Source organism: Bradyrhizobium lupini (assembly GCF_040939785.1).
Classification (GTDB): Bacteria; Pseudomonadota; Alphaproteobacteria; order Rhizobiales; family Xanthobacteraceae; genus Bradyrhizobium; species Bradyrhizobium canariense_D.
The window spans coordinates 3734515-3758276 of record NZ_CP162553.1 but is presented as its reverse complement, the minus strand read 5'-3'; the positions used below and the strand labels follow the sequence as shown (position 1 = coordinate 3758276).

The window sequence follows — 23762 nt, the reverse complement described above, 5'->3', positions numbered from 1 at the left end:
GAGGGACTCTGGATTGCTTCGCTCCGCTCGCAATGACGAAATCGAGAGTTCGTATGGCGCTCTGCCGTCGCTAACGGCTCTCACCGGCGCCCGAAGATCGCACTGCCCACGCGCACATGGGTGGCGCCGAGCATGATCGCGGTCGCATAATCCGCGCTCATGCCCATCGAGAGCTTCTTCAATCCATTGCGCGCGGCGACCTTGGCGGTCAGCGCGAAATGCGCCGCCGGCGGCTCGTCTACCGGCGGGATGCACATCAACCCCGAGATCGTCAGCCCGTAGGTGTCGCGGCAGCTCGCGATGAAAGCATCGGCCTCGCCGGGCGCGATGCCCGCCTTCTGCGGCTCCTCACCGATATTGATCTGCACGAACAATTCCGGGTGCTTGTTCTGGGATTCGATTTCCTTGGCTAACGCCTGGCAAATGCTCGGGCGATCGACCGAATGGATGGCATCGAACAGCGCGACTGCCTCTTTCGCCTTGTTGGATTGCAGCGGGCCGATCAGATGCAGCGCGATATCGGGGTAAACAGAAGTTAACGCGGGCCACTTGCCTTTGGCCTCCTGCACGCGATTCTCCCCGAATACGCGCTGCCCGGCGTCGATGACCGGGGTAATTGCATCCGCGGCGAAAGTTTTCGACACCGCGATCAGCGTCACGGAGGCACGCTCGCGCCGCGCATCCTTGCAGGCGCGCGCGATTTCGGCTTCGACCGCGGCGAGCGCGTTTGGTGAATGGCCGGTTAGCGGCGCGGCGTTGGCTTCAGTCATGATGTCGCATCGGAGCTGGTTGTTGCGGAGCTAGTTCTAATTTTACCGAGTTCAAGAAAGAGTTTTTGAACCCCTCGCTTTACCTTAGCCGCGGGGTGGGCAGCGAAGATGTCAAACGTCAGTTTCAACCGCAAACGAGCGAAACTCAAGCAGGTTCTCGGAATCCGGGCGCGGCTTGCGTTGCTCGCGGTGATTCTGGTGACGCCTTTGATGTTCGAACGCATCCGATCGCTGGAAGACACGCGCACACGGCAGATCGCACAGGCCACAGCCGAATTCACCACCGTTGCAAGACACAGCGCCGATGCGCAGCGCGAGGTGATCTCGTCGGTCGAGACCATCCTGAAATCGGAAGCTTTCATCCGCGCCTCCGCCGGCGGCATCAGCAAGAGCTGTGACGTGCTGCGCGCGAGCCTGCCGTCGAACCTTCCCTGGATCCGCACGCTTCTGATCGCCGGCCAGGACGGGCGCATCCAGTGCGCCACCAACAACATGTATGTCGGCCTGGACCTCAGTGACCGGCCGTATTTCCAGCAGGCGCAGGAAACCGGCCGCTTCGTCCTGAGCGACTTCATCCTGTCGCGCCCGGTGCTGACACCGACCGTCATGGCGGTTTACCCGGTGTCCGCCTTCAGCGGCGTAGCGGATGCCGTCGTGCTCGCCACCGTCAACCTCGACTGGATGTCGAAGGTCATGAGCAATCTGGGGGGTCGCGCCGGCATCACGGCCGTGCTGGTCGACAGCACCGGTACCGTGCTGGCGGCACCGGCCGACCAGCATAGTGCGATCGGACGTCCGCTCGACAACATGCCGCTGATGTCGGCGATCGCCGACAAGGCGCTGAGGTCTGACCAGGACGAAGGTTCACTCTCTTTCCTCGCTGCCGACGGCTCCCGCCGCGCGGTCAGCTATATCCGCATCGCCGGAACCAATGCCCGCCTGATCGCCAGCATCGACGAGGACAAGGTGTCCGCGGCCGTGAGCCGCGACATCCGCACCGCCTATCTCCAGCTCGGTTTCGTCGTCGTATTCGTGCTGCTCGGCGCGCTGATCGCAGCCGAGAAACTGGTGATCAAGCCGATCAGGATGCTCGCCGACATGGCCAAGCGTCTGGGCGAGGGCGATCTGTCGGCGCGTGCCGCGCGCAATCGCCTGCCGGCCGAGTTCGTGCCGCTCGCCCGCGCGTTCAACGCGATGGCCGCACAGCTCAGCCAGCGCGAACGCGAGCTGATGGCGAGCAATGACCGACTCACGGTGATGGCCTCGATCGACATGTTGTCGGGGCTTGCCAACCGCCGCGGCTTCCAGAGCCGCCTCGATTTCGAATGGATGCGCGCGCAGCAATATGGCAGCGACCTAGCGCTGTTGATGATCGACGTCGACCATTTCAAGCTGTTCAACGACACCTACGGCCATCTCGAAGGCGATTCTTGCCTGACCAGGCTCGGCGAATCGCTGTCCGGCATCGCCGCCGACACGATGGGCTTCGCGGCCCGCTACGGCGGCGAGGAATTCTGCCTGTTGCTGCCGAACACCGACGTGGCGCGCGCCGTCGAAATTGGCGAACAGGCGCGTGCGGCCGTGCTGAAGCTGGGCCTGCCGCACATCACCTCCGACCACATGATCGTCACCGTCTCGATCGGCGTTGCCGCGACCAAGCCCAACGAGAGCTTGCGTCCGGGCGATTTGATCGAAGCCGCCGACGCCGCGCTCTACGCCGCCAAGCACCGCGGTCGCAACAACGTCGTCGAGCATGGCATCACGGTGATCGACAACGGCGCGGCGGAAATGATGATGGCGGGCTGAGGGCTAACCCGCAGCCCGGACGCGATCGACCTCGCTCTCGGTGACCAGGCCCGGCGAGCCGAACAGGACTCTCCGTATTTTTGCGGAGCAGCCTTGCGGCGCCGCGCCGCCAGCGGCAACCCATTGACCCCCCGAGGACTTCTATGGCCTAGTCCGCCGTCTTTAGACGGCCAGATCCACGAAAACCCAACGATTCCATGACCTCCGAACGCTACAACGCCCGCGACGCCGAACCGCGCTGGCAAGCCGCCTGGGACCAACAGGCGATCTTCGTCTCCAAAAACGACGATCCGCGGCCGAAATACTATGTGCTTGAGATGTTCCCCTACCCGTCGGGGCGCATCCATATCGGCCATGTCCGCAATTACACGCTTGGCGACGTACTGGCCCGCTTCATGCGAGCCAAGGGTTTCAACGTGCTGCACCCGATGGGCTGGGACGCTTTCGGCCTGCCGGCCGAGAACGCCGCGATCGAGCGCAAGGTCGCACCGAAGGCCTGGACCTACGCCAACATCGCCGCGATGAAGAAGCAGCTCCGTTCGATCGGACTGTCGCTGGACTGGAGCCGCGAGATCGCGACCTGCGATCCCTCCTATTACAAGCACCAGCAGAAGATGTTTCTGGACTTCCTGCGCGAAGGCCTCGCCGAGCGCGAGAAGCGCAAGGTGAACTGGGACCCCGTCGACATGACCGTGCTCGCCAACGAGCAGGTGATCGACGGGAAGGGCTGGCGTTCGGGTGCCGTTGTCGAGCAACGGGAAATGAACCAGTGGGTCTTCAAGATCACGAAGTACTCGCAGGAGCTGCTGTCTGCACTGGATACGCTGGACCGCTGGCCCGACAAGGTGCGGCTGATGCAGCGCAACTGGATCGGCCGGTCCGAGGGCCTGCTGATCCGCTTCGCGCTCGACGCGGCGACGACGCCGGCCGGCGAGAGCGAGCTGAAGATTTTTACGACACGCCCCGACACGCTGTTCGGCGCGAAGTTCATGGCGATCTCGGCCGATCATCCGCTGGCGCAGGCAGCCGCGGCTAAGAATCCGAAGCTTGCCGGGTTCATCGGCGAGATCAAGCGGATGGGCACGGCGCAGGAGATCATCGACACCGCCGAGAAGCAGGGATTCGATACCGGCATCCGCGCGGTCCACCCGTTCGATCCGAGCTGGAAGCTGCCGGTCTATGTCGCCAACTTCGTGCTGATGGAATACGGCACCGGCGCCATTTTCGGCTGTCCCGCACACGACCAGCGCGACCTCGACTTCGTCAACAAGTACGCTCTCGGCAACACGCCGGTGGTGTGCCCCGAGGGCCAGGATCCGAAATCATTCGTCATCACCGATACCGCCTATGACGGTGACGGCCGCATGATCAATTCGCGTTTCCTTGACGGCATGACCATCGATCAGGCCAAGGACGAGGTGGCGAAGCGTCTCGAGACCGAGCTGCGCGGCAACGCGCCGGTCGGCGAGCGCCAGGTCAATTTCCGCCTGCGCGACTGGGGCATTTCGCGCCAGCGCTATTGGGGCTGCCCGATCCCCGTCATCCATTGCCCCAAATGCGATGTGGTGCCGGTGCCTGACCCAGACCTGCCGGTGAAGCTGCCGGATGATGCGACCTTCGACAAGCCGGGCAACGCGCTCGACCATCACCCGACCTGGAAGCACGTCAGCTGCCCCAAATGCGGCGGCAAGGCGCAGCGTGAAACCGACACCATGGACACCTTCGTCGATTCGTCCTGGTACTTTGCGCGCTTCACCGATCCCTGGAACGAGAACGCGCCGACGACGCCCGCGGTCGCCAACCGCATGCTGCCCGTCGACCAGTATATCGGCGGCGTCGAGCACGCGATCCTGCATCTGCTCTACAGCCGCTTCTTCACCCGCGCGATGAAGGCGACCGGGCACATCGCCCTGGACGAGCCGTTCGCGGGCATGTTCACGCAGGGCATGGTAGTGCACGAGACCTACCAGAAGGCCGACGGCACCTACGTCCAGCCGGTCGAGGTGAAGGTCGAGACCGGCGCCAACGGCCGCCGCGCCACGCTGCTAACGTCAGGCGAAGACATCCAGATCGGCCCGATCGAGAAGATGTCGAAGTCGAAGAAGAACACGGTCGATCCCGACGACATCATCGAGACCTATGGCGCCGACGTCGCCCGCTGGTTCATGCTGTCGGACTCCCCGCCCGAGCGCGACGTGATCTGGAGCGACGAGCGCGTCCAGGGCGCCTCGCGCTTCGTGCAGCGGCTGTGGCGGCTGGTGAACGATTCTGTGGAACCCGGCAAGGGCGCGCCGACGGCCCGGCCGGCCAGCTTCGGCCCGGACGCCACCGCCTTGCGCAAGGCTGCCCATGGCGCGCTGGACAAGGTCACCACCGGAATCGAGCGACTGCACTTCAACGTCTGCCTCGCCCATATCCGCGAATTCACCAATGCGTTTGCGGAGATCTTGCAACGTCCCGGCCAGCCGGCTCCAGATTTGGCCTGGGCGATCCGGGAGGCCAGCCAGATCCTGGTCCAGCTGTTCTCCCCGATGATGCCGCATTTGGCCGAGGAGTGTTGGCAGGTTCTGGGCCATAGCGGGCTGGTTTCCGAGGCCAATTGGCCCCAAATCGAACGCGATTTGCTGGTTGAAGACAGTGTGACCCTGGTGGTCCAGGTCAACGGTAAGAAGCGGGGCGAGGTCACAGTTGCAACAGCGGCCGAGAATCCGGAAATCGAGGCTGCCGTTTTGGCCCTCGATGCGGTAAAACTGGCCTTGGATGGCAAACCCGTCCGCAAGGTGATTATCGTCCCCAAGAGGATCGTGAATGTTGTCGGCTAGGATCCGCATCGCAGCCCGCTTGCTGGCGGTCGCCGCACTGGCGGCCATGACGGCCGGCTGCTTCCACCCGATGTATGCCGAGCACACCGACGGCACCCCCGGTCTGCGCGAGAAGCTGATGGGGGTCGATCTACCCCCGATCGCCAAAGCCAATGCCTCACGCGAGGCCCGGGTCGGCGTCGAGGTCCGCAACGCGCTGGCCTTCAAGCTCTATGGCAGCGCCACTGGCATGCCGCCAACCCACCGCCTCGAGATCCGCTTCGCAAGCAGCAAGACGTCGCTGATCGTCGATCCCAACACCGGCCTGCCCAGCAGCGAAAACTACGGTCTCGACGCCCAGTACAATCTGATCGAGGTCGTCAGCGGCAAGTCGGTGATGACAGGCACCACGTTCTCCCGCGTGTCCTACGACATGCCCGGCTCCTATCAGCGTTTCAGCCGCAACCGCGCGGTACGTGATGCCGAGGATCGTGCCGCCAACGAGATCGCCGAGAACATCACGACTCGACTCGCCTCGTTCTTCACCGCGGGCACTTAATTCATCCCGTCACCCCGGTTCGCCCGGAATGACGAGTCCCAGGCAACATGGTCGCGCTGCGCGGAAAAGAGATCGACGCCTTTCTCGCCCGCCCCGATGCGGGCCGTCCGATCATCCTGCTCTATGGTCCCGACGCCGGCCTGGTCCGCGAACGCGCGGATGCGCTGATCGCCTCGGCCGTCGACGATCCCAATGATCCCTTCTCGCTGGTCAAGGTCGATGGCGACGAGCTCTCCGCCGAGCCGTCGCGCCTCGTCGACGAGGCCATGACGGTGCCGCTGTTCGGCGGCCGCCGCGCCATCCGCGTGCGCGCCGGCTCGCGCAGCTTTGCCAGTGCTATCGACACGCTGGCGGAGATGGGCGTCAGGGATTGCCGCATCGTGATCGAGGCCGGCGAGCTGCGCCCGGAATCGCCACTGCGCAAGGCCTGCGAACGCGCCAAGACGGCCGTCGCGATCGCCTGCTATCCCGATACCGAGCGCGATCTCGCCAAGCTGATGGAAGACGAGCTCCGCATCGCCAATTTGCGCATCGCGCAAGATGCCCGCGCGGCGCTGATGTCGTTCCTCGGCGGCGATCGCCAGGCCTCCCGCAACGAGCTGCGCAAGCTCACGCTCTATGCCCATGGCAAGGGCGAGATCACGCTGGATGACGTGATGGCTGTCGTCGCCGATGCGTCGGAACTGAAACTCGATCCGATCGTCGATGGCGCCTTCGCCGGCCGGCCCGAGATCGTCGAGAACGAGTTTGCCAAAGCCATGATCGCCGGCACCTACCCCGGCGTGATCATCTCCGCGGCGCAGCGTCAGGCGGCGTGGCTGCACAAATCGGCGCTCGCAATCGCCGACGGCACGCCCGCATCCGCGGTGCTCGACAGCGGCTATCCGCGCCTGCATTTTTCGCGGAAGCCCGCGGTCGAAACCGCATTGCGCAATTTCAGCGTGGCGCGGCTCGCCGTCATCATCGAGCAGCTCGCGACCGCCGCGCTCGATACCCGCAAGCAATCCACCCTCGCCACCGCCATCGCCCAGCGCACGCTGATGGCGATCGCCGCAAACGCGAAGCGGCGGAGCTGAGCTTCCCGCACTGTCCCCTCGTCATTGCGAGGAGCCCTTGCGACGAAGCAATCCAGAATCTCTCCGCGGAAAGATTCTGGATGGCTTCGCTGCGCTCGCAATGACGTGTGGATCGGCATGAGGTCCTGGCTTTCGCCAGGACGACACCAAGCGGCTACAGCGCGCCCTTCGCCAGCCGCCGCATCACCTCGTCGAGCTGATCGAGGTTGCGGTAGTTGATCTGGACCGAGCCGCCGGGGTCTCGGTGGCTCACCGTGACCTTGAGCCCGAGCGCGTCGCTGACGCGCTTTTCGAGGTCGACCGTGTCAGGGTCTTTTTCCTTCGCCCCCGAGCGCGCCTTCTGCGGCTTGCGCTCCGGCACGCCCTCTTCATGCGCCAGCGCCTCGGCCTGGCGGACGTTGAGGCCCTCCTCGACGATGCGCTTGGCGGCCGCGAGCGGATCAGGCACGCCGATCAGCGCGCGGGCATGACCTGCGGTCAGCTCGCCGCTCGTGATCAGGGTTTGCACCTCGGCGGGAAGCTTCGTCAGCCGCATCATGTTGGCGATGTGGCTGCGGCTCTTGCCGACGACTTTGGCGATGTCGTCCTGGCTGCGTTTGAACTCGTTGGCGAGCGCGTGATAGCCGAGCGCCTCTTCCATCGGATTGAGGTCTTCGCGCTGCACGTTCTCGACGATCGCGAACTCCAGCGCATCGCTGTCGCTGATGTCGACGGGGACGATCGGCACTTCGTGCAGGCCGGCCATTTGCGAGGCGCGCCAGCGCCGTTCGCCGGCGATGATCTCGAAGCGGTCCTGCGCACCCTTCACCGGGCGCACCACGATCGGCTGGATCACGCCATGCTGCCTGATCGAATCGCTGAGCTCCCTGAGCTCGCTCTCCGAAAAGGTGCGGCGCGGGTTGCGCGGATTGGGCTTGATGAACTCGATCGGCACCTTGCGTTGCGCGCGCGGCCGATCGACATGCTGAGCCTCGCCGCCGACGTCACCGATCAGACTCGCAAGACCCCGGCCCAGTCGCGAACGCGCTTCGTCGGCCATCGCCAGCTCCCTTGGATTCACGATGCAGCACTCCAGAACTGAATTGTCGAAACTCGTAACTCGTAGGATCAACGCCGCTTCAATGCGTCGTGCGAAGCTCGCGCTCGCGCTGGATCACTTCGGTGGCGAGCCGCAAGTAGGCTTCGCTGCCGACGCATTTGAGATCGTAGACCAGCACCGGCTTGCCGTAGGACGGCGCCTCCGAGATGCGCACGTTGCGCGGGATCATGGTCTTGTAGACCTTCTCGCCCATGAACTGCCGGACGTCGGCAACGACCTGGTTCGAGAGATTGTTGCGCGAGTCGAACATGGTCAGCACGATGCCGTGGATCGACAAGTTCGGATTGAGCGTCGAGCGCACCTGCTCCACCGTCTGCAGCAATTGCGACAGACCTTCGAGCGCGAAGAACTCGCACTGCAGCGGCACCAGGATCGCGTCGGAAGCCGCCATCGCGTTCACGGTGATCAAGTTGAGCGAGGGCGGGCAGTCGATCAGCACATAGGTGTAATCGGCGTCGGGCGAAACGTTGTTGTTGAGCGCGCTGATCGCGTCGCGCAGCTTGTACGCACGACCAGGCGTGGTGCCGAGCTCGAGCTCGAGGCCGGAGAGATCCATGGTCGAGGGCGCGATATGCAGCCGCGGCACTGCCGTCGACACCACCGCTTCCCGCAGGCTCGCCTCGCCGATCAGAACGTCATAGGTCGAGCAGGAGCGGTTGCGGCGATCGATGCCGAGTCCCGTCGAGGCATTGCCCTGCGGATCGAGATCGACGATCAGGACGCGTTCGCCGATCGCCGCGAGCGCTGTCCCGAGATTGATCGCCGTGGTTGTTTTTCCCACGCCGCCCTTCTGATTCGCCAGCGCCAGGATGCGCGGATGGCCCTGCGGGACGGCGGCGGTCTGTTCTTGCTGCGGTTCGTCAATCACGCTCATCGCAAATTCCCCACTCGGCCCCTGACGCCTCACCCGCGCCGTTCGACGGAAGCCAGCTCGACGATCCAACCGTCGCCTGTACGGCTGTGGTGGAGCTGCGGCTGAATATTCCAATATTTAGTGGCTTCGGTCAATTCAGACTCTACATCTTGACCCTTGAGAAACAACGCTTTTGCGCCCCGGCGCATCAGCGGCTCCGCAAAGCCGATGAGTTGATGTAGCGGAGCCAGCGCACGCGCGGTGACGCAATCGACCGGGCCGGTGATTCTATCCACATTATCCCCGATCTCAGCGAGATGTACGACTCCCGGAGATGTCGTGACGCGCACGGCTTCGCGCAGGAAGGCTGCCTTCTTGGCGATTCGCTCGACCAGATGGACGCTCGCCCCGGCCGTCCCGGCCATGGCGCAGGCCAGGACGATCCCGGGAAAGCCGCCACCGCTGCCGAGGTCGGCCCAACGTTTGGCCGATGGGGCGAGAGCGACGAGCTGAAGCGAGTCGGCGATGTGCCGGGTCCAGAGGTACGGCAATGTCGAGGGCGCGACGAGGTTGGTCTTGGCCTGCCACTCCCGTAGCAGTGCAATGTAGCGATCGAGCCGGGCTTCCGTTTCATGTGAAACAGGCGCGAGGTTGAGCGCCGCAACCTTGTCGGCTGCAATGACGACGTCCCACGATCGATCGTTGGCGCTGGCCTTGTCGATCTTTGGCCGGGCAGGCGCCGGTTCGGAGCGAACACCGGCACCCTCACCCGCCGAGGGTTTTCCTGATGACGATCTGCCGCCGCCGGTCCCGCGCTGTTTCACGTGAAACCTATGCGATTGCTTTGGAAGTCTTCCGCGCTTCGCGGCGGAGATAGGCCGCAAGAATGCCGAGCGCGGCAGGCGTCATGCCGTCGATTCGGCCGGCCTGGCCAACGGTGAACGGCCGCGCGTTCTCCAGCTTGGCCCGCACCTCATTGGAGAGACCGGGGACCTGCTGGTAATCGACGTCCGACAACACCATCCCCTCGTCCCGCCTGAAGGCTTCGACGTCCGCGCTCTGGCGCTCCAGATAGACATCGTACTTCGCGTCGATCTCGAGATGGGTGGCAATGACGGGATCAATGCCGGACAGCTCGGGCCAGATCGCACGGACCTGGCTCCAGCCAATATCGGGATAGGCCATCAGTTCGAAAGCCGAGCGCCGCTGGCCGTCCCGGTTCAGGGTCAGACCCTGCTTAATGGCCTCGTTCGGGGTGACCGTCAGCGACTTCGAGAGCGCTCGTGCCGCATTCAAGGCGACCATCTTGGCGCGGTGATGCACGGTCCGGGCGCTCCCGACGCATCCCGAGGCGATGCCCTTCTCGGTTAGACGCTGGTCGGCGTTGTCCGCACGCAGTGTCAGCCGGTACTCGGCCCTGGAGGTGAACATCCGATAGGGTTCGCTGATGCCGCGGGTGACGAGGTCGTCGATCATCACGCCGAGATAGCCATCAGCTCGGTCGAACACTGTCAGCGCGGCGCCGCTCGCAGCCAATGCCGCGTTCAGCCCGGCCACGATGCCTTGGCCGGCGGCTTCCTCGTATCCGGTCGTGCCGTTGATCTGGCCAGCCAGGAACAAGCCGCGCAGACGCTTGGTCTGGAGGGTCGGATCGAGCTCACGCGGATCGATGTGGTCGTATTCGATGGCATAGCCCGGCCGGACCATCTTCACCCGCTCCAGGCCGGGAATGGTTGCGAGGATGGCGAGCTGAACCTCCTCCGGCAGCGAGGTCGAGATGCCGTTGGGATAGACAGTGCTGTCGTCGAGCCCTTCCGGCTCCAGGAAGATCTGGTGACCGTCGCGATCGCCGAAGCGAACGATCTTGTCCTCGATCGAGGGGCAATAACGCGGTCCGGAGCTCTTGATCTGGCCGGAGTACATCGGAGAGCGATGAACATTGGCCCGGATCACCTCGTGAGTCGCGGAATTTGTCCGGGTGATCCCGCACTGGATCTGTGGCGTCGTGATCCGCTCGGTCATCACGGAAAACGGCTCCGGAGGCTCGTCCCCCGGCTGCATCTCGACCGCCGACCAGTCGATCGTCGTCCCATCCAGACGCGGCGGGGTCCCTGTCTTGAGCCGTCCGAGGGTGAACCCCGCGCGCTCGAAGGAGGTCGAAAGGCCCATCGCTGGCGCCTCGCCGACCCTGCCGGCGGGCCAAATCTTCTCTCCGAGATGGATCAGACCGCGGAGGAAGGTGCCGGTGGTGACGACGACGGCCCCTGCCCGAAGCTCGCGGCCATCTGCCAGGCGCAGGCCGATCACCCGTCCCTCGACCACGATCAGCTCGTCCGCTTCGCCTTCGACCACGGAAAGACCCTCGGTCTCCCGGATCGCCGCCTGCATCGCGGCCGCATAGAGCTTCCGGTCGGCCTGCGCGCGCGGACCACGGACCGCTGGGCCCTTACGGCGATTGAGAACGCGAAACTGAATACCGCCGGCGTCGCCGACCCGGCCCATCAGACCATCGAGCGCGTCGACCTCGCGAACCAGATGGCCCTTGCCGAGACCGCCAATGGCGGGATTGCAGGACATCGCGCCGACCGTGGAGAAGCGGTGCGTGACCAGAGCGGTCGCCGCGCCCATCCGGGCAGAGGCAGAAGCGGCCTCACAGCCGGCATGGCCGCCGCCAATCACAATGACGTCGAAGCTCTCTCGCTCTGTTCGCATGGACGGACTTCTAGCTCAGAGGCGGGGAAGCCGGAAGCGGAAACTGGAAAGGCGGTTGTTTCACGTGAAACGGTGCAAGCGGAGCCCAGATGTTTTCGCGAAACAACCCCATGCATAGTAGAACCGCCCTTGGAAAAATTATCATTTTCAGCGGTAGAAAACGGAGCTCCCGAAGCATAAAGTGTCTACTGAAGGGCCGTAACGTCCAGATGCGGCCCGGTCTCCGAAGCTCGATGGCAGCGGCATACTCCCATCATCGCGAGCGGAGTGATCCGGGATCTCTCCGCTCACCCGCTCCCTTAGCTGCCACGTTTGCCAGCAAATATGGGTAATGGAGCCACGTTTCACGTGAAACGTCTCGGAACGCGACTGATTCACGTGAAACGAAGAAGTGGAACAAAGGCTAGTTCTACAATGAAGAACTAGGTCTACTTCCCAACGCAGAACTTCTGAAAAATCGCCCCCAGGACGTCCTCGACATCCACCCGACCCAGCAGCCGGCCCAAGGCATAGGCCGCAGCGCGCAGCTCTTCGGCAGCAAGCTCCTCGCTGTCTTCTACAAGCTCCAGACTCCGCCGCAAGCTGTCCGACGCTCGGCGCAGCAAATCCCGCTGCCGGGCTCGCGTCACCAACGCGCCCTCAGTCGTTCCGAAGAAGTCGGCGGCGAATTTCACCATAGCATGGACCAGCTCGGGAATGCCGTCCCCCGGCTGGCGGCGATTCCGAACTCACCGTGCAGGCCGACGTCCTCGACCCCGCCGAGATCGATCTTGTTGCGCACGATCCAGACCGAACCGCCGGAGCGGCTGCCTGCGTTGCCGGACTTCCCCAGCAACGGCATTGCGGCCGGATCGACCGCGCGCCCCGCCTCCACCAGCCACAACACGAGGTCGGCGTCTTCGGCTCGGGCTCGCGCCCGGCGAACACCCTCCTGCTCCACCGGATCGTCGGTCTCGCGAATGCCGGCCGTGTCGATCACCGTGACGGGATAGCCATCAAGATCGAGCTGCACCTCGATCACATCGCGTGTCGTGCCGGCATGCGGCGAGACGATCGCGACGTCGCGGCGCGCGAGCTGGTTGATCAGCGTCGACTTGCCGACATTCGGCTCGCCCGCGATCGCAACCACCAGGCCGTCGCGCAAGCGTTCAGCTTGTCCCTGTGCCGCAAGGACTTCTGCGATTTCGTCATGCAGCGCACTGATCGCCTTGACCGCAGGCGCTCTCAACTCGGCGGGCACATCGCCCTCGTCGGAGAAATCGATGCCGGCCTCGATCAAGGCCGAGGCGTCGATGATGCGCTCGCGCCAGTCGCGCGCGCGGTTGCCGAGGAGACCCTGCAACTGCCGCAACGCCTGGCGGCGCTGGCGGTCGGTGTCGGCATGAATGAGATCGTCGAGGCCCTCCGCCTCGGTCAGGTCGAGCTTGCCGTTCTCGAAGGCGCGCCGGGTGAATTCGCCCGGTTCGGCAGCTCGCATATTCGGAATTACGGAAATTGCGGTAAACAGTGCGGCCAGCACCGCGCGGCCGCCATGGACGTGAAATTCGGCGACGTCCTCGCCGGTCGCGCTGCCGGGCCCCGGAAACCACAACACCACCGAATCGTCGATCGGCTGGCCCACGCCGTCATGAAGGAGCCGGCGGCTGGCCTGCCTCGGCGCCGGCAGCTTGCCCGCCAGCGTCGTCAGCACCAGGCTGGCGCCTGGCCCGGAGACACGCACCGCCGCAAGCGCACTTGGCGGACGGCCAGACGACAGTGCAAAGATGGTGTGGTCTCGCGGATACATAGCCTATTTGTCCGGCTGAAAGGGAAAAGGCAAACATCCGTTTCGGCTGACAAATCGAGCGATTATGCTGCATGGATTCTCGCAGCAAAACCTATGGTGCGATGCAAAAAACTCCCGAGCGTCTCCTGCAAGACCCACTTCCAACGGAATGAGCGGCATCCCTCGATCCCGCTATTCCCTCCGCTGCAACAAAGCCGCACAAAGAAAAAGGGCGCCCGAAGGCGCCCTTTAATCATGTTGCATTGCAATCAGGTGTTCATCGAATCGAAGAACTCGGAATTGCTCTTGGTCGAGCGGAGCTTGTCGAGCAGGAAGTCGATTCCGTCCATCGTCCCCATCGGATTCAGGATGCGGCGGAGCACGTACATCTTCTTCAAGACCACCGGATCGGTGATCAGCTCTTCCTTACGGGTGCCGGAGCGCGAAATGTCGATCGCCGGGAAGGTCCGCTTGTCCGACACCTTGCGATCGAGGATCAGCTCGGAGTTGCCGGTGCCCTTGAACTCTTCGAAGATGACTTCGTCCATACGGCTGCCGGTATCAACCAGCGCAGTCGCGATGATCGTCAGCGAGCCGCCCTCTTCGATGTTGCGGGCGGCGCCGAAGAACCGCTTCGGCCGCTGCAGCGCGTTGGCATCGACACCACCGGTCAGCACCTTGCCCGATGACGGCACCACGGTGTTGTAGGCGCGGCCGAGGCGCGTGATGGAGTCCAGCAGGATCACGACGTCGCGGCCATGCTCGACCAGACGCTTGGCCTTCTCGATCACCATCTCGGCGACCTGGACATGGCGCACCGCCGGCTCGTCGAAGGTCGAGGAGACGACCTCGCCCTTCACCGAGCGCTGCATGTCCGTGACTTCTTCCGGACGTTCGTCGATCAGGAGCACGATCAGATAGCACTCGGGATGATTATGCGCGATCGAGTGCGCGATGTTCTGCATCAGCACGGTCTTGCCCGTGCGCGGCGGCGCGACGATCAGCGCGCGCTGACCCTTGCCGATCGGCGCAACGATGTCGATCACCCTTGCAGACAGGTCTTTCCGCGTGGGGTCGTCGATTTCCATGCGGAAGCGCTGATTCGGAAACAGCGGCGTGAGGTTGTCGAAATTGACCTTGTGCTTGGCCTTTTCCGGGTCCTCGAAATTGAGCGTGTTGACCTTCAGCAGCGCGAAATAGCGCTCGCCCTCCTTCGGGCTGCGGATGTGGCCTTCGATAGTGTCGCCGGTGCGCAGGCCAAAACGGCGGATCTGCGAGGGCGAAACGTAGATGTCATCCGGGCCCGGCAGATAATTCGCATCGGGCGAGCGGAGGAAGCCGAAGCCGTCGGAGAGAACCTCGACGACACCTTCGCCGACGATGTCGGTCTCGGCGAGCGCAAGCTGCTTGAGGATGGCGAACAGCAGCTCCTGCTTGCGCATGGTGCTGGCATTCTCGACCCCATTCTCTTCCGCGAACGAGACGAGCTCGGCCGGCGTCTTCGACTTGAGGTCCTGGAGTTTGATTTCCCGCATTGGGGTGGTCCTGTGGGGTAACCTGGGAGGGGGTGCGAGGAGGCTCTGAAATGCGGACGCGAAAAGGTAAGGTCCGCAGGTCTGGCAAGGAGAGCGCCGGTGAGGCTTCAAACCTGATGGGGTGTCCGGCCTCTGGAAAGCTCAGACACGACCACATCCGCCTGCGTTGGGTGGGATATCGCTAATATAGAAAATCGCCTCACACTCCGCAAGCAGAAGCACTGAGCGATTGTTCGCGACCGCTGCCTAGAACGGCTTCACGATCACCATGATGACGATCAGAATCATCAAGGCAGTTGGTACCTCGTTGATAATCCGATAGAATTTCTGGCTCCGGAGGCGCCGATCCGCTGCGAAATCCTTCAGCCAGCGCGAAAAAAAGCCGTGGACCGCGGACATCGCTAGGACCAGTGCCAGTTTTACGTGCAGCCAGCCGAAAGTGAACCAGTGGCCAGCCCAGGCGAGATAGAGCCCGGCGAGCCAGGTCACGATCATGGCGGGGTTGATGATCGCCTTGAACAGCCGCCGTTCCATGATCTTGAACGTTTCCGACTGCTTCGAGCCGATTTCGGCCTCACAATGATAAACGAACAGTCGCGGCAAATAGAGCATGCCCGCCATCCAGGAGATGACGGCGATCACATGCAGCGCCTTGATCCAGAGATAGACGTCTTCAAACATGTCTCGGGTCCGGATTGCCGCCTGGCCGAAGGGAACGCTGGGGATAGTAAGAACTCGTTAAGGTCTTACCTGCACACATATCCGTCCGTAGCGCCCTTCTCCAATAAGAATCTTAGATTCTTAAGGTTTGAGTCTATGTGACGGTGAATTGGACTCACACATTTCCGTCCGCCCATTCACACGCGCTTGTTCACATCCATCAACATATCCTCTGACAGCTCCGGCCGCTTTCGATAAGGCGGTCAGCTTCAAAGGCTTGCGCGTTTCTGTCGGCAGCTTATCAAGAGGGTTATCGACGCAATCCCGTTTCCTTTTCGGGAGGGCGTCGAAGTTGTTCTCAGGGGCAGTGGTGTGAAGAAATTGGCACTTGTCCCGCCCCCGGTGTCGCACATCCCTTTCCGGGGGGTTAAGCTCCACAGAAATCCACAAACCACACCGACTCCATACAAAGGGCTTTTGTGCCGACTTCGAACAATTATTTCCATCTGCACCTCGTCTCCGACTCCACCGGTGAGACGCTGATCACGGTCGCGCGCGCCGTTGCTGCCCAGTACGCCAACGTGACCCCGGTCGAGCACGTCTATCCGCTGGTGCGCAGCCAGAAACAGCTCGATCGCGTGCTTGACGAGATCGAGGAAGCGCCGGGAATCGTGCTGTTCACGCTGCTCGAGAAGGATCTGGTTTCGAGGCTCGAGGACAAGTGCAAGGGGATCAATGTTCCGAGCCTGTCGATCATCGGGCCGGTGATGCAGTTGTTCGAGGCCTATCTCGGAGCTGCCACGACCGGCCGGGTCGGCGCCCAGCACGTGCTCAATGCCGAATACTTCAAGCGTATCGACGCGTTGAACTACACGATGATCCACGATGACGGCCAGCATGTCGAAGGGCTCGACGACGCGGACGTGGTGCTCGTCGGCGTTTCCCGCACCTCCAAGACCCCGACGTCGATCTACCTTGCCAACCGAGGCATCCGCACTGCCAACGTGCCGCTGGTTCCAGGCATTCCGGTGCCCTCGCAGCTGGAGACGTTGACGCGACCGCTGGTGGTGAGCTTGCATGCGACGCCGGAACGATTGATCCAGGTGCGCACGAACCGCCTGCTCTCCATGGGGGCCGATTCCAGCAGCGACACTTATACCGACAAGCAGTCGGTCGCCGAGGAGGTCGCATTTGCCCGCAAGCTGAGCGCCAAGCACGATTGGCCGCTGCTCGACGTCACGCGGCGCTCGATCGAGGAAACCGCCGCGGCGATCATGAAACTCTACAGCGATCGTCAGCGTAACCGGCCTTCTGAATAGTTTGGGATAGTTTCGCGATGGGTCTGTGGCTCGGCAAATCTTCGTTGATCCTGGCCTCGCAGAGCAGCGCGAGAAAGATGCTCCTGGCCAATGCCGGGCTCGAGTTCAAGGCGATCACGGCTGATATCGACGAGCGCGGCATCCAGGCCGCCTCCGGGCTTTCTGGTCCGCGCGAGATCGCCCTGCTGCTGGCGCGCGAAAAAGCCAAGGCAGTCTCGGCCCATCACGTTGGAAGCACCGTCATTGGTGCTGATCAAACGCTGGCGCTTGGCGATCGCCTCTTCAACAAGCCAGCGGGCCGCGCCCAGGCGCTGGCGCAGCTGCGCGATCTCTCCGGCCATAGCCATGAGCTGAATTCCGCCGTGGCGATCGCACGCGATGGCGAGATCATCTTCGAGGACGTCTCGGTTGCCCGCCTCACGATGCGGCAGATGACCGAGGCCGAGCTTTCGGCCTATCTCGACATCGCCGGCGGCGCCGTCAGCACCAGCGTCGGCGGCTATCAGCTCGAAAGCCTGGGGATCCATTTGTTCGAGCGTATCGAGGGCGACCACTTCACCATTCTCGGCTTGCCGCTGCTGCCGCTGCTTGCGTTCCTGCGGCGCGAGCGGCTAGTTGCGGTGTGACTGGCAGATATGGTTGGGCGCTGATGCGGATCCTGGGACTGACAGGCTCGATCGGGATGGGCAAATCCACCACCGCGAAATTATTCGCGGAGGCTGGCGTGCCTGTCTACGATGCCGATGCGGCCGTCCATCAGCTCTATGAGGGCGAGGCCGCACCCGCGATCGAGGCCGCCTTCCCCGGCACTACCGCGAACGGCAAGGTTGATCGGCCAAAACTCTCGGCGCGTGTGGTGCACGATCCTGCGGCCATCAAGCAGCTCGAGCAGATCGTCCATCCGATGCTCGGCGCTTCCCGGAAAAAGTTCTTCGCCGACGCCGAAGCCGCCAACGCGCCGGTCGTGGTGCTGGACATACCGCTGCTGTTCGAGACGGGTGGCGAGACGCGGGTCGATGCCGTAGTCGTCGTCACCACGTCTCCGGAACTGCAGCGCGAGCGGGTGCTGGCGCGCGGCACGATGGACGAGGCCAAGCTCGACGCCATCATCGCCAAGCAGACACCCGATGCGGAAAAGCGCAGGCGTGCCGATTTCGTGGTGGATACATCCCACGGACTCGAACCGGTGCGCGCCCAAATCGCGCACATCCTCGCCGACGTCGTTAAGATGCCGCAGCGGCGCGCCTGATTCGCCGCCTGACACGGCTTCCCAGATCATGCGCGAAATCGTTCTCGACACAGAAACCACCGGCCTTGACCCGTTGCGGGGAGATCGCCTGGTCGAAATCGGCTGCGTCGAGATGCTCAATCGCATGCCGACGGGGCAGAGTTTCCACGTCTACATCAATCCCGAAAGGGACATGCCGGCAGAAGCCTTTGCGGTGCACGGGCTGTCGGCCGAATTCCTGGCGACGAAGCAGCTGTTTCACGAGGTCGTCGACGATTTTCTGGAGTTCATCGGCGACGCGCCGCTGGTGATCCACAATGCCTCGTTCGACATCAGCTTCATCAATGCCGAGCTCGACCGGATCAAGCGCCCGGCGATCCCGCGCGAGCGGCTGGTCGATACGCTGCTGCTGGCTCGGCGCAAGCATCCCGGCGTGTCGAACCGGCTCGACGATCTCTGCTCACGCTATGCGATCGACAATTCACGCCGCACCAAGCACGGCGCATTGCTCGACGCCGAGCTGCTTGCGGAAGTCTATGTGGATCTGGTCGGGGCGCGGCAGTCGCAGCTGCTGCTTGCTTCGGAATCCGAAGAGACTCGCGCCAATGGGGCTGCCGATGCGCCTCGGCGGCAACGGCCGGCGCCGCTCACCCCGCGCATTTCGGACGCCGAGCGCGAGGCCCACCGGGCCTTCATCGCAACGCTCGGCGACAAGGCGATCTGGAACGAGTTCTTGCCCGCTCCAGCCGCCCCTTTGGCTGGTTAAGCCTGGCCGCTCGGCTGAGCGGCCATTTGCCGCTCCATGTTCTGGCGATAGAGGCCGACGAAGTCCACCGGATCCAGCATCAAAGGCGGGAACCCGCCGTCGCGCACGGCAGTGGCGATGATCTCACGGGCAAACGGGAACAGCAGGCGCGGGCATTCGATCATGACCAGCGGATGCAAATTGTCCTTCGGCACGTTGGAGATGCGGAAGACGCCGGCATAAGCGAGCTCGAACGAGAACATGATCTTGCCGGCGGTCTCGGCCTTGCCCTCGACCGACAGCGTCACCTCGAACTCCTGTTCGCTGAGATTGTTGGCGCTGACATTGATCTGGATGTTGATCTGGGGCGGCTGGCTCTGCTGCTGGAGCGAGCTGGGCGCATTCGGATTTTCGAACGAGAGGTCCTTGGTATATTGCGCCAGGACGTTGAGCTGGGGAGCCTGGGCCGCCTCGGGAGGGGTGCCGTTACCGTTGGTCATAAGAGTGTCTCCTTACCCGATTGGGCTGAATTTCGCGGCGGTTGGCTAACATAGGGCTACCTCGTTCCACAAGGACGAACGGTCCCGGATGGGGAAATCCGGCCACGCCCACAACTGTGGCGTTCACCCCGGCGATCCCGCGCAACTGCGCCTTAAACGATTGAAGATGCGCGATTTCCGGGCAGGATCGGGTTTCCCCTTAAGCATAAAACGCGCTACACTCGGTGCTGTGCCAAAAGGCGCCATTGGCCGGGCAAGATTTCGTGCCTACATCCCACGGACCTGACGCGCGGACCCAAAATGGTGATGTAGACTTGCCGTTCCGGTATGGAACGGTCTACTGGCCGGATCGATTTTCCCGGCACGATCCTTTCGAGACGGCCCCTTCTACAGACGACCAGAAAGCGAATACGACGTGGACATCTACACCATCATCTTCCTGGCGCTGGCGGTCTTCATCTTTCTGGAGGCTGCGCAGCGTGCTGGGGCAGCGCACGGGCAACGAGCGGCCGCCGTTCGACCGCAACGCGCTCCAGGGCGCCCAGGACAAGAACGTCGTCACCATGCCGGGCAAGGTCATCGACCAGGCTCCCTTGGCGCCGGCGGCCGAGCCGACCCCGCCCTCCGACCGTTGGAAGGGCCTGACCGAGCCGGGCACCGTGCTTGCCCAGGGTCTCGACGCCATCGTCGAAAAGGATTCCACCTTCGATCCGCGGCATTTCATCTCCGGCGCCCGCGGCGCCTATGAGATGATCGTGCTGGCCTTTGCCAATGGCGACCGCCGCGCGCTGCGCGACCTGCTGTCGTCGGAGGTCTATGAAAGCTTCGATGCCGCGATCAAGGAGCGCGAGAAGAACGAGCAGAAGACCGAGACGCGTTTTGTCTCGATCGACAAGGCCGAGCTCGTCGGCGCCGAACTGCGCGACCGCACCGCCCAGCTCACGATCCGCTTCGTCTCGCAGATGATCTCGGCCACCCGGGACAAGGCCGGCAACATCGTCGACGGAAGCGCCGACACGGTCGCCGACATCACCGACATCTGGACTTTCGCCCGCGACATCACTTCTCGCGATCCGAACTGGAAGCTGGTTGGCACCGGAAGCGCGAATTAAGGTTTTCCTGAAGACCAGCGCGACGGCGCTTTGCGCAGGTGCCGTCGCGCTGTCGTCGTTTTCACTCGGCGCTGAGGCGGCGCGGCGCCACTATCGCAGCCATCACCATCATCTCCCGGAATTGCCTGCCGCGCCGCCGCGCGCCTTGCCATATCCGCAGCTTCCCCTGCCGCTCGAAATTCCCGGCGCCCAATATCTGCCGCTGGCCTGGGCCGACGTGAAGGGCTGGGGCGACGACAATCATCTCGCCGCCTACAAGACCTTTCGCGCGAGCTGCCGTCCGATCAACGCGCAGACCGGCGCTCCCGAACCGAAGGCTTTGGGCGCCTCGCTGGGCGAACCCTGCCGGGTCGCCAAATCGCTCGAGCTTACCGACGACGCTCGGGCCAAAACCTACTTCGAGGAGAATTTTGCGCCGCTGCGGATCTCGCGCCTCGGCGAGCCCGATGGTTTCGTCACCGGCTATTACGAACCGGTGCTGGAGGGATCGCGCACGCACACCGACGTCTACAACGTCCCGGTCTATCGCCGCCCCTCGAATCTCTTTGTGCGCGGTTACAAGCAGGATTCGGTCAGCCTGCCCAACAAGGGCCCGGTCTATCGCAAGATCGGCCGCCGCAAGCTCGTGCCTTATTACGACCGCGCCGAGATCGAGGACGGCAAGATCGCCGGCCGCGGACTCGAGATTGCCTGGCTGAAGGACCCGACCGATCTGCTGTTCGCCCAGATCCAGGGTTCGGCGCGGATCAAGTTCGACGACGGCGGCACGGTCCGGCTCAACTACGACGCCTATAACGGCTATCCCTATACGGCGGTCGGTCGCATCCTGATCGAGCGCGGCATCATTCCAAAGGAAGAGATGTCGATGCAGAAGATCAGGGAGTGGATGGCGCAGACCCCTGACGGTGCCAAGGAGCTGCGCCGCCAGAACCGCTCCTACATCTTCTTTCGCGAGGTCAATCTATCCGACAAGGAGGAGGCGGTCGGCGCGCAAGGCATTCCGTTGACGGCCGGCCGCTCGATCGCGGTCGACAAATCGCTCCACGTCTACGGCACCCCGTTTTTCATCGAAGGTGAGCTGCCGATCGATTCCGAACGCGCGAAGACGCCGTTCCATCGCTTGATGATCGCGCAGGACACGGGCTCGGCCATCATCGGTCCGGCGCGCGCCGATCTCTATTTCGGCGCGGGTCAGGATGCCGGCCGGGTCTCCGGACGGCTGCGCCATGCCATGCATTTCGTGATGCTGGTGCCGAAGAGCCTCGATCCCACAACGCGCGGCGCGCGGCTCCCGGTGCCGGACCCGCGGCCCTCGGAGAAGATCGCAAAGCTGTTTCCGCAAACGGAGCCTGCGAAGGACAAGCCGCCTGCCGAGCTGCAAAGCAAGAGCGAGAGGGTCGCTGTCGCCGGTCCAGTCCCGCTGCCGGTGCCGCGTCCCGTGATCGAGCCAGTTCAGGAGCCGCGGCGGCCGGTGAAAAATCGCCCCCATCGGCAACAATGAAGCGATCGTCCCGTCCGCCCGTGCTGGAGCCTCGTCCCTCGCCGCGCCGTCGCGCGCTGAGTGAGGAAGAGCGCGCGCTGTGGGATACGGTCGCAAAGCAGGTCAAGCCGCTGAGAAAGCATCGTGCGGCGAAGGCGCAAGCTGCACCACGCACCGAGTCTTCGCCTGCAGCGCCCGCCCCCGGCTTGCGCCGTCGCCACGTCCGATTGCCGCTGCCCCGGCACCGCGCGCAGCGAAGCCGGCGGTGCCGCCGCTGGCGCCGCTCGGCAAGCGCGAGCGCACAAAGCTGTCGCGCGGGCGCAGCGAGATCGAGGCGCGGCTCGATCTGCACGGCATGACCCAGATGCGTGCCCACCGCGCGCTGAGCGGCTTCCTGCACCGCGCCCACCATGACGGCCTGACCTTTGTGCTCGTGATCACCGGCAAGGGCCGAAGCGGCGGCGAAAGCGGCGTGCTGCGCCGTCAGGTGCCGGAATGGCTGAGCCTGCCGGAATTCCGCGCCTTCGTCGTGGGGTTCGAGGAAGCCGGCATCGGCCATGGCGGCGAGGGCGCGCTCTACGTGCGGATCAGGCGGGCGAGATACTAGAACGGCCGCACGATTCCGACGCGCGGGATCAATGTGACAATCAGGCCGAAGATATTTGTCTTCCGATCTTCCGCCGAAATCAGCGGCGTCTCGCGTGCGGCGGGCAGCATCTTCACCGCGTGCAGGATCAGGAACATGCAGACTGCCCAGTTCGAGATCCAGCGCGAATAGTCGAATACCATCACGAACATCACGACACAGGCGAGGCTGACGCCGATCAGCGCCGCAATGACGAGGCGGCGATGCGTGTCGCTTGCGAGCGCGCCGATCAAATTCGCAAAATAGCGCCACAGCGGTGTGTGCAGCCAGATCAGCAGCGCGAACACGGGCACGCCGAGGATGTTGTGCGGCAGGCGGCCCCAGGTGTCGGAAATCTCCTTCGCCAACGGCTGATACCAGATGTAGGCAAACTGCAGCAGGTCGGTCCGCGACGGATCGGCCATCCGGCTCTTCAGATCGGCGACGAAATCCGCCTCCGGGACCGGCATCGTTCCCCAAAACTGCGCGGCGAAGAACAGCGCGGAGACGGCCAGCAGGGCCATGATGCCGAACGCGACATTGGTGCGATCGCAGCCATGCGTCAGATAATGCCTGATCACGACGATGGTGATGACGGTCGGCACATACATCAAGAGATGGATGTGGTGGATCAGGACGAGAACGATCGAGAACAGCGCAGCCAGCGCCACGAACAGCAGCGAGCCGGCCGGCACCAGCAGCAGGACGATCGCCAGCGCGCAGCCATAGATGTCGAAATGGCCGAGCGTGTGCATGAAGTTCTTGAGGAAGAACGGCGAGCCCGCGATGAAGACGAACGTCGGCAATGTCTTCGCGGTGAAGCCGAACGTTGTCTGGAATAGTCTTGCGTACAGCCCGAGCGTCACCAGCCATGTCGCGCCGCCGAGCGCGAACACCAGCCATAGCGGCACCTTGTCGGTGAACAGCGCGACGATCGTCCCGATCAGCGCGCGCTTGATGAAGCCAAAATGGTAATCGACGAGGAGGTGGATGTAGGGGACGTAAGGCGGCAGCTGGATCTTGTGAACGAAGACGCCAACGATGATTGCCGCGTTGATCGCGAGCAGCAGGCGCCAGGGGTTTTGCAGGAAGCGTGCGGTCACGCCGCATCCATAGC

At 63.5% G+C, this 23762-nt stretch carries 18 protein-coding genes and 3 pseudogenes; 11 read left to right on the top strand and 10 right to left on the bottom strand.

The features are described 5' to 3' along the window. Window positions 1-80 precede the first annotated feature (80 nt). The gene (locus AB3L03_RS17685) at window positions 81-770 is read right to left on the bottom strand and encodes a YggS family pyridoxal phosphate-dependent enzyme (protein WP_368508972.1); all 690 of its coding nucleotides are present in this window, start codon (window positions 768-770) and stop codon (window positions 81-83) included. Window positions 771-878: 108 nt separating this feature from the next. On the opposite strand from AB3L03_RS17685, the gene AB3L03_RS17680 reads away from it, so the two are divergent. From AB3L03_RS17680 to holA, 4 genes are all read left to right on the top strand, one after another. Next, on the top strand, window positions 879-2576 hold the full coding sequence (locus tag AB3L03_RS17680) for a diguanylate cyclase (protein WP_018459650.1): 1698 nt from the start codon (window positions 879-881) through the stop codon (window positions 2574-2576). Between the two features lie 197 nt (window positions 2577-2773). Then, window positions 2774-5398 carry a leucine--tRNA ligase gene (gene leuS / locus AB3L03_RS17675; protein WP_368508971.1) on the top strand — a complete coding sequence of 875 codons (2625 nt, stop codon included), beginning with the start codon at window positions 2774-2776 and terminating at the stop codon, window positions 5396-5398. Continuing rightward, window positions 5385-5936 (top strand): LPS assembly lipoprotein LptE, encoded by a 552-nt coding sequence (gene lptE, locus AB3L03_RS17670; RefSeq protein ID WP_018459648.1) that lies wholly within the window; start codon window positions 5385-5387, stop codon window positions 5934-5936. Before leuS ends, lptE begins: the two co-directional genes overlap by 14 nt. A gap of 47 nt (window positions 5937-5983) precedes the next feature. Further along, the gene (gene holA / locus AB3L03_RS17665) at window positions 5984-7012 is read left to right on the top strand and encodes a DNA polymerase III subunit delta (RefSeq protein ID WP_368508970.1); all 1029 of its coding nucleotides are present in this window, start codon (window positions 5984-5986) and stop codon (window positions 7010-7012) included. Window positions 7013-7166: 154 nt separating this feature from the next. Here the strand turns inward: holA and AB3L03_RS17660 are convergent, their stop codons facing one another. The 7 genes and pseudogenes from AB3L03_RS17660 to hemJ all read right to left on the bottom strand — a co-directional run bounded on the left by AB3L03_RS17660 (window position 7167) and on the right by hemJ (window position 15657). After that, window positions 7167-8051, bottom strand: coding sequence for a ParB/RepB/Spo0J family partition protein (locus AB3L03_RS17660; protein ID WP_085384736.1), 885 nt, complete (start codon window positions 8049-8051; stop codon window positions 7167-7169). Window positions 8052-8130: 79 nt separating this feature from the next. Continuing rightward, complete coding sequence (locus AB3L03_RS17655) at window positions 8131-8985, bottom strand: ParA family protein (protein WP_027514828.1); 855 nt, start codon at window positions 8983-8985, stop codon at window positions 8131-8133. A 29-nt stretch (window positions 8986-9014) separates the two neighbouring features. Continuing rightward, entirely contained in the window at window positions 9015-9788 is a 774-nt protein-coding gene (rsmG, locus tag AB3L03_RS17650; protein WP_085359575.1) for a 16S rRNA (guanine(527)-N(7))-methyltransferase RsmG, read from the bottom strand. Between the two features lie 7 nt (window positions 9789-9795). Beyond that, entirely contained in the window at window positions 9796-11676 is a 1881-nt protein-coding gene (gene mnmG / locus AB3L03_RS17645) for a tRNA uridine-5-carboxymethylaminomethyl(34) synthesis enzyme MnmG (RefSeq protein ID WP_368508969.1), read from the bottom strand. 428 nt (window positions 11677-12104) lie between these two features. Then, a pseudogene (gene mnmE / locus AB3L03_RS17640) lies at window positions 12105-13462 on the bottom strand (tRNA uridine-5-carboxymethylaminomethyl(34) synthesis GTPase MnmE). Window positions 13463-13710: 248 nt separating this feature from the next. Beyond that, on the bottom strand, window positions 13711-14976 hold the full coding sequence (gene rho, locus AB3L03_RS17635) for a transcription termination factor Rho (RefSeq protein ID WP_007598612.1): 1266 nt from the start codon (window positions 14974-14976) through the stop codon (window positions 13711-13713). A 246-nt stretch (window positions 14977-15222) separates the two neighbouring features. Further along, window positions 15223-15657 carry a protoporphyrinogen oxidase HemJ gene (gene hemJ / locus AB3L03_RS17630; RefSeq protein ID WP_204512921.1) on the bottom strand — a complete coding sequence of 145 codons (435 nt, stop codon included), beginning with the start codon at window positions 15655-15657 and terminating at the stop codon, window positions 15223-15225. Window positions 15658-16115: 458 nt separating this feature from the next. Between hemJ and AB3L03_RS17625 the strand changes: the two genes are divergently transcribed. The 4 genes from AB3L03_RS17625 to dnaQ are packed head-to-tail and all read left to right on the top strand — an operon-like array spanning window position 16116 to window position 18949. Next, the gene (locus AB3L03_RS17625; protein WP_018459640.1) at window positions 16116-16955 is read left to right on the top strand and encodes a pyruvate, water dikinase regulatory protein; all 840 of its coding nucleotides are present in this window, start codon (window positions 16116-16118) and stop codon (window positions 16953-16955) included. Between the two features lie 17 nt (window positions 16956-16972). Beyond that, on the top strand, window positions 16973-17581 hold the full coding sequence (locus tag AB3L03_RS17620) for a nucleoside triphosphate pyrophosphatase (RefSeq protein WP_204512922.1): 609 nt from the start codon (window positions 16973-16975) through the stop codon (window positions 17579-17581). A gap of 23 nt (window positions 17582-17604) precedes the next feature. After that, entirely contained in the window at window positions 17605-18204 is a 600-nt protein-coding gene (gene coaE / locus AB3L03_RS17615) for a dephospho-CoA kinase (protein ID WP_085349243.1), read from the top strand. Between the two features lie 28 nt (window positions 18205-18232). After that, complete coding sequence (gene dnaQ / locus AB3L03_RS17610; protein ID WP_018459637.1) at window positions 18233-18949, top strand: DNA polymerase III subunit epsilon; 717 nt, start codon at window positions 18233-18235, stop codon at window positions 18947-18949. Here dnaQ and secB read toward each other — a convergent pair. Continuing rightward, on the bottom strand, window positions 18946-19428 hold the full coding sequence (secB, locus tag AB3L03_RS17605) for a protein-export chaperone SecB (protein ID WP_007598595.1): 483 nt from the start codon (window positions 19426-19428) through the stop codon (window positions 18946-18948). The genes dnaQ and secB overlap by 4 nt on opposite strands. A gap of 415 nt (window positions 19429-19843) precedes the next feature. Here secB and AB3L03_RS17600 point away from each other — a divergent pair. The 3 genes and pseudogenes from AB3L03_RS17600 to AB3L03_RS17590 all read left to right on the top strand — a co-directional run bounded on the left by AB3L03_RS17600 (window position 19844) and on the right by AB3L03_RS17590 (window position 22627). Continuing rightward, window positions 19844-20540 (top strand): annotated as a pseudogene (locus AB3L03_RS17600) (Tim44/TimA family putative adaptor protein). After that, window positions 20518-22041, top strand: coding sequence for a murein transglycosylase A (locus tag AB3L03_RS17595; RefSeq protein WP_368508968.1), 1524 nt, complete (start codon window positions 20518-20520; stop codon window positions 22039-22041). Before AB3L03_RS17600 ends, AB3L03_RS17595 begins: the two are co-directional and overlap by 23 nt. After that, window positions 22038-22627, top strand: a pseudogene (locus tag AB3L03_RS17590) (Smr/MutS family protein). The gene AB3L03_RS17595 and the pseudogene AB3L03_RS17590 overlap by 4 nt, the downstream one beginning before the upstream one ends. Here the strand turns inward: AB3L03_RS17590 and AB3L03_RS17585 are convergent. Beyond that, window positions 22624-23748 carry a hypothetical protein gene (locus AB3L03_RS17585; RefSeq protein ID WP_368508967.1) on the bottom strand — a complete coding sequence of 375 codons (1125 nt, stop codon included), beginning with the start codon at window positions 23746-23748 and terminating at the stop codon, window positions 22624-22626. The pseudogene AB3L03_RS17590 and the gene AB3L03_RS17585 sit on opposite strands and share 4 nt — an antisense overlap. Window positions 23749-23762: the final 14 nt, after the last annotated feature.

Coding starts and splice junctions, on each gene's coding strand:
- AB3L03_RS17655 (WP_027514828.1), bottom strand. CDS start 8,985: ATGAGCGTGATTGACGAACCGCAGCAAGAACAGACCGCCGCCGTCCCG.
- secB (WP_007598595.1), bottom strand. CDS start 19,428: ATGACCAACGGTAACGGCACCCCTCCCGAGGCGGCCCAGGCTCCCCAG.
- mnmG (WP_368508969.1), bottom strand. CDS start 11,676: ATGCGAACAGAGCGAGAGAGCTTCGACGTCATTGTGATTGGCGGCGGC.
- dnaQ (WP_018459637.1), top strand. CDS start 18,233: ATGCGCGAAATCGTTCTCGACACAGAAACCACCGGCCTTGACCCGTTG.
- coaE (WP_085349243.1), top strand. CDS start 17,605: ATGCGGATCCTGGGACTGACAGGCTCGATCGGGATGGGCAAATCCACC.
- AB3L03_RS17685 (WP_368508972.1), bottom strand. CDS start 770: ATGACTGAAGCCAACGCCGCGCCGCTAACCGGCCATTCACCAAACGCG.
- lptE (WP_018459648.1), top strand. CDS start 5,385: ATGTTGTCGGCTAGGATCCGCATCGCAGCCCGCTTGCTGGCGGTCGCC.
- AB3L03_RS17660 (WP_085384736.1), bottom strand. CDS start 8,051: ATGGCCGACGAAGCGCGTTCGCGACTGGGCCGGGGTCTTGCGAGTCTG.
- holA (WP_368508970.1), top strand. CDS start 5,984: ATGGTCGCGCTGCGCGGAAAAGAGATCGACGCCTTTCTCGCCCGCCCC.
- leuS (WP_368508971.1), top strand. CDS start 2,774: ATGACCTCCGAACGCTACAACGCCCGCGACGCCGAACCGCGCTGGCAA.
- hemJ (WP_204512921.1), bottom strand. CDS start 15,657: ATGTTTGAAGACGTCTATCTCTGGATCAAGGCGCTGCATGTGATCGCC.
- AB3L03_RS17680 (WP_018459650.1), top strand. CDS start 879: ATGTCAAACGTCAGTTTCAACCGCAAACGAGCGAAACTCAAGCAGGTT.
- rho (WP_007598612.1), bottom strand. CDS start 14,976: ATGCGGGAAATCAAACTCCAGGACCTCAAGTCGAAGACGCCGGCCGAG.
- AB3L03_RS17620 (WP_204512922.1), top strand. CDS start 16,973: ATGGGTCTGTGGCTCGGCAAATCTTCGTTGATCCTGGCCTCGCAGAGC.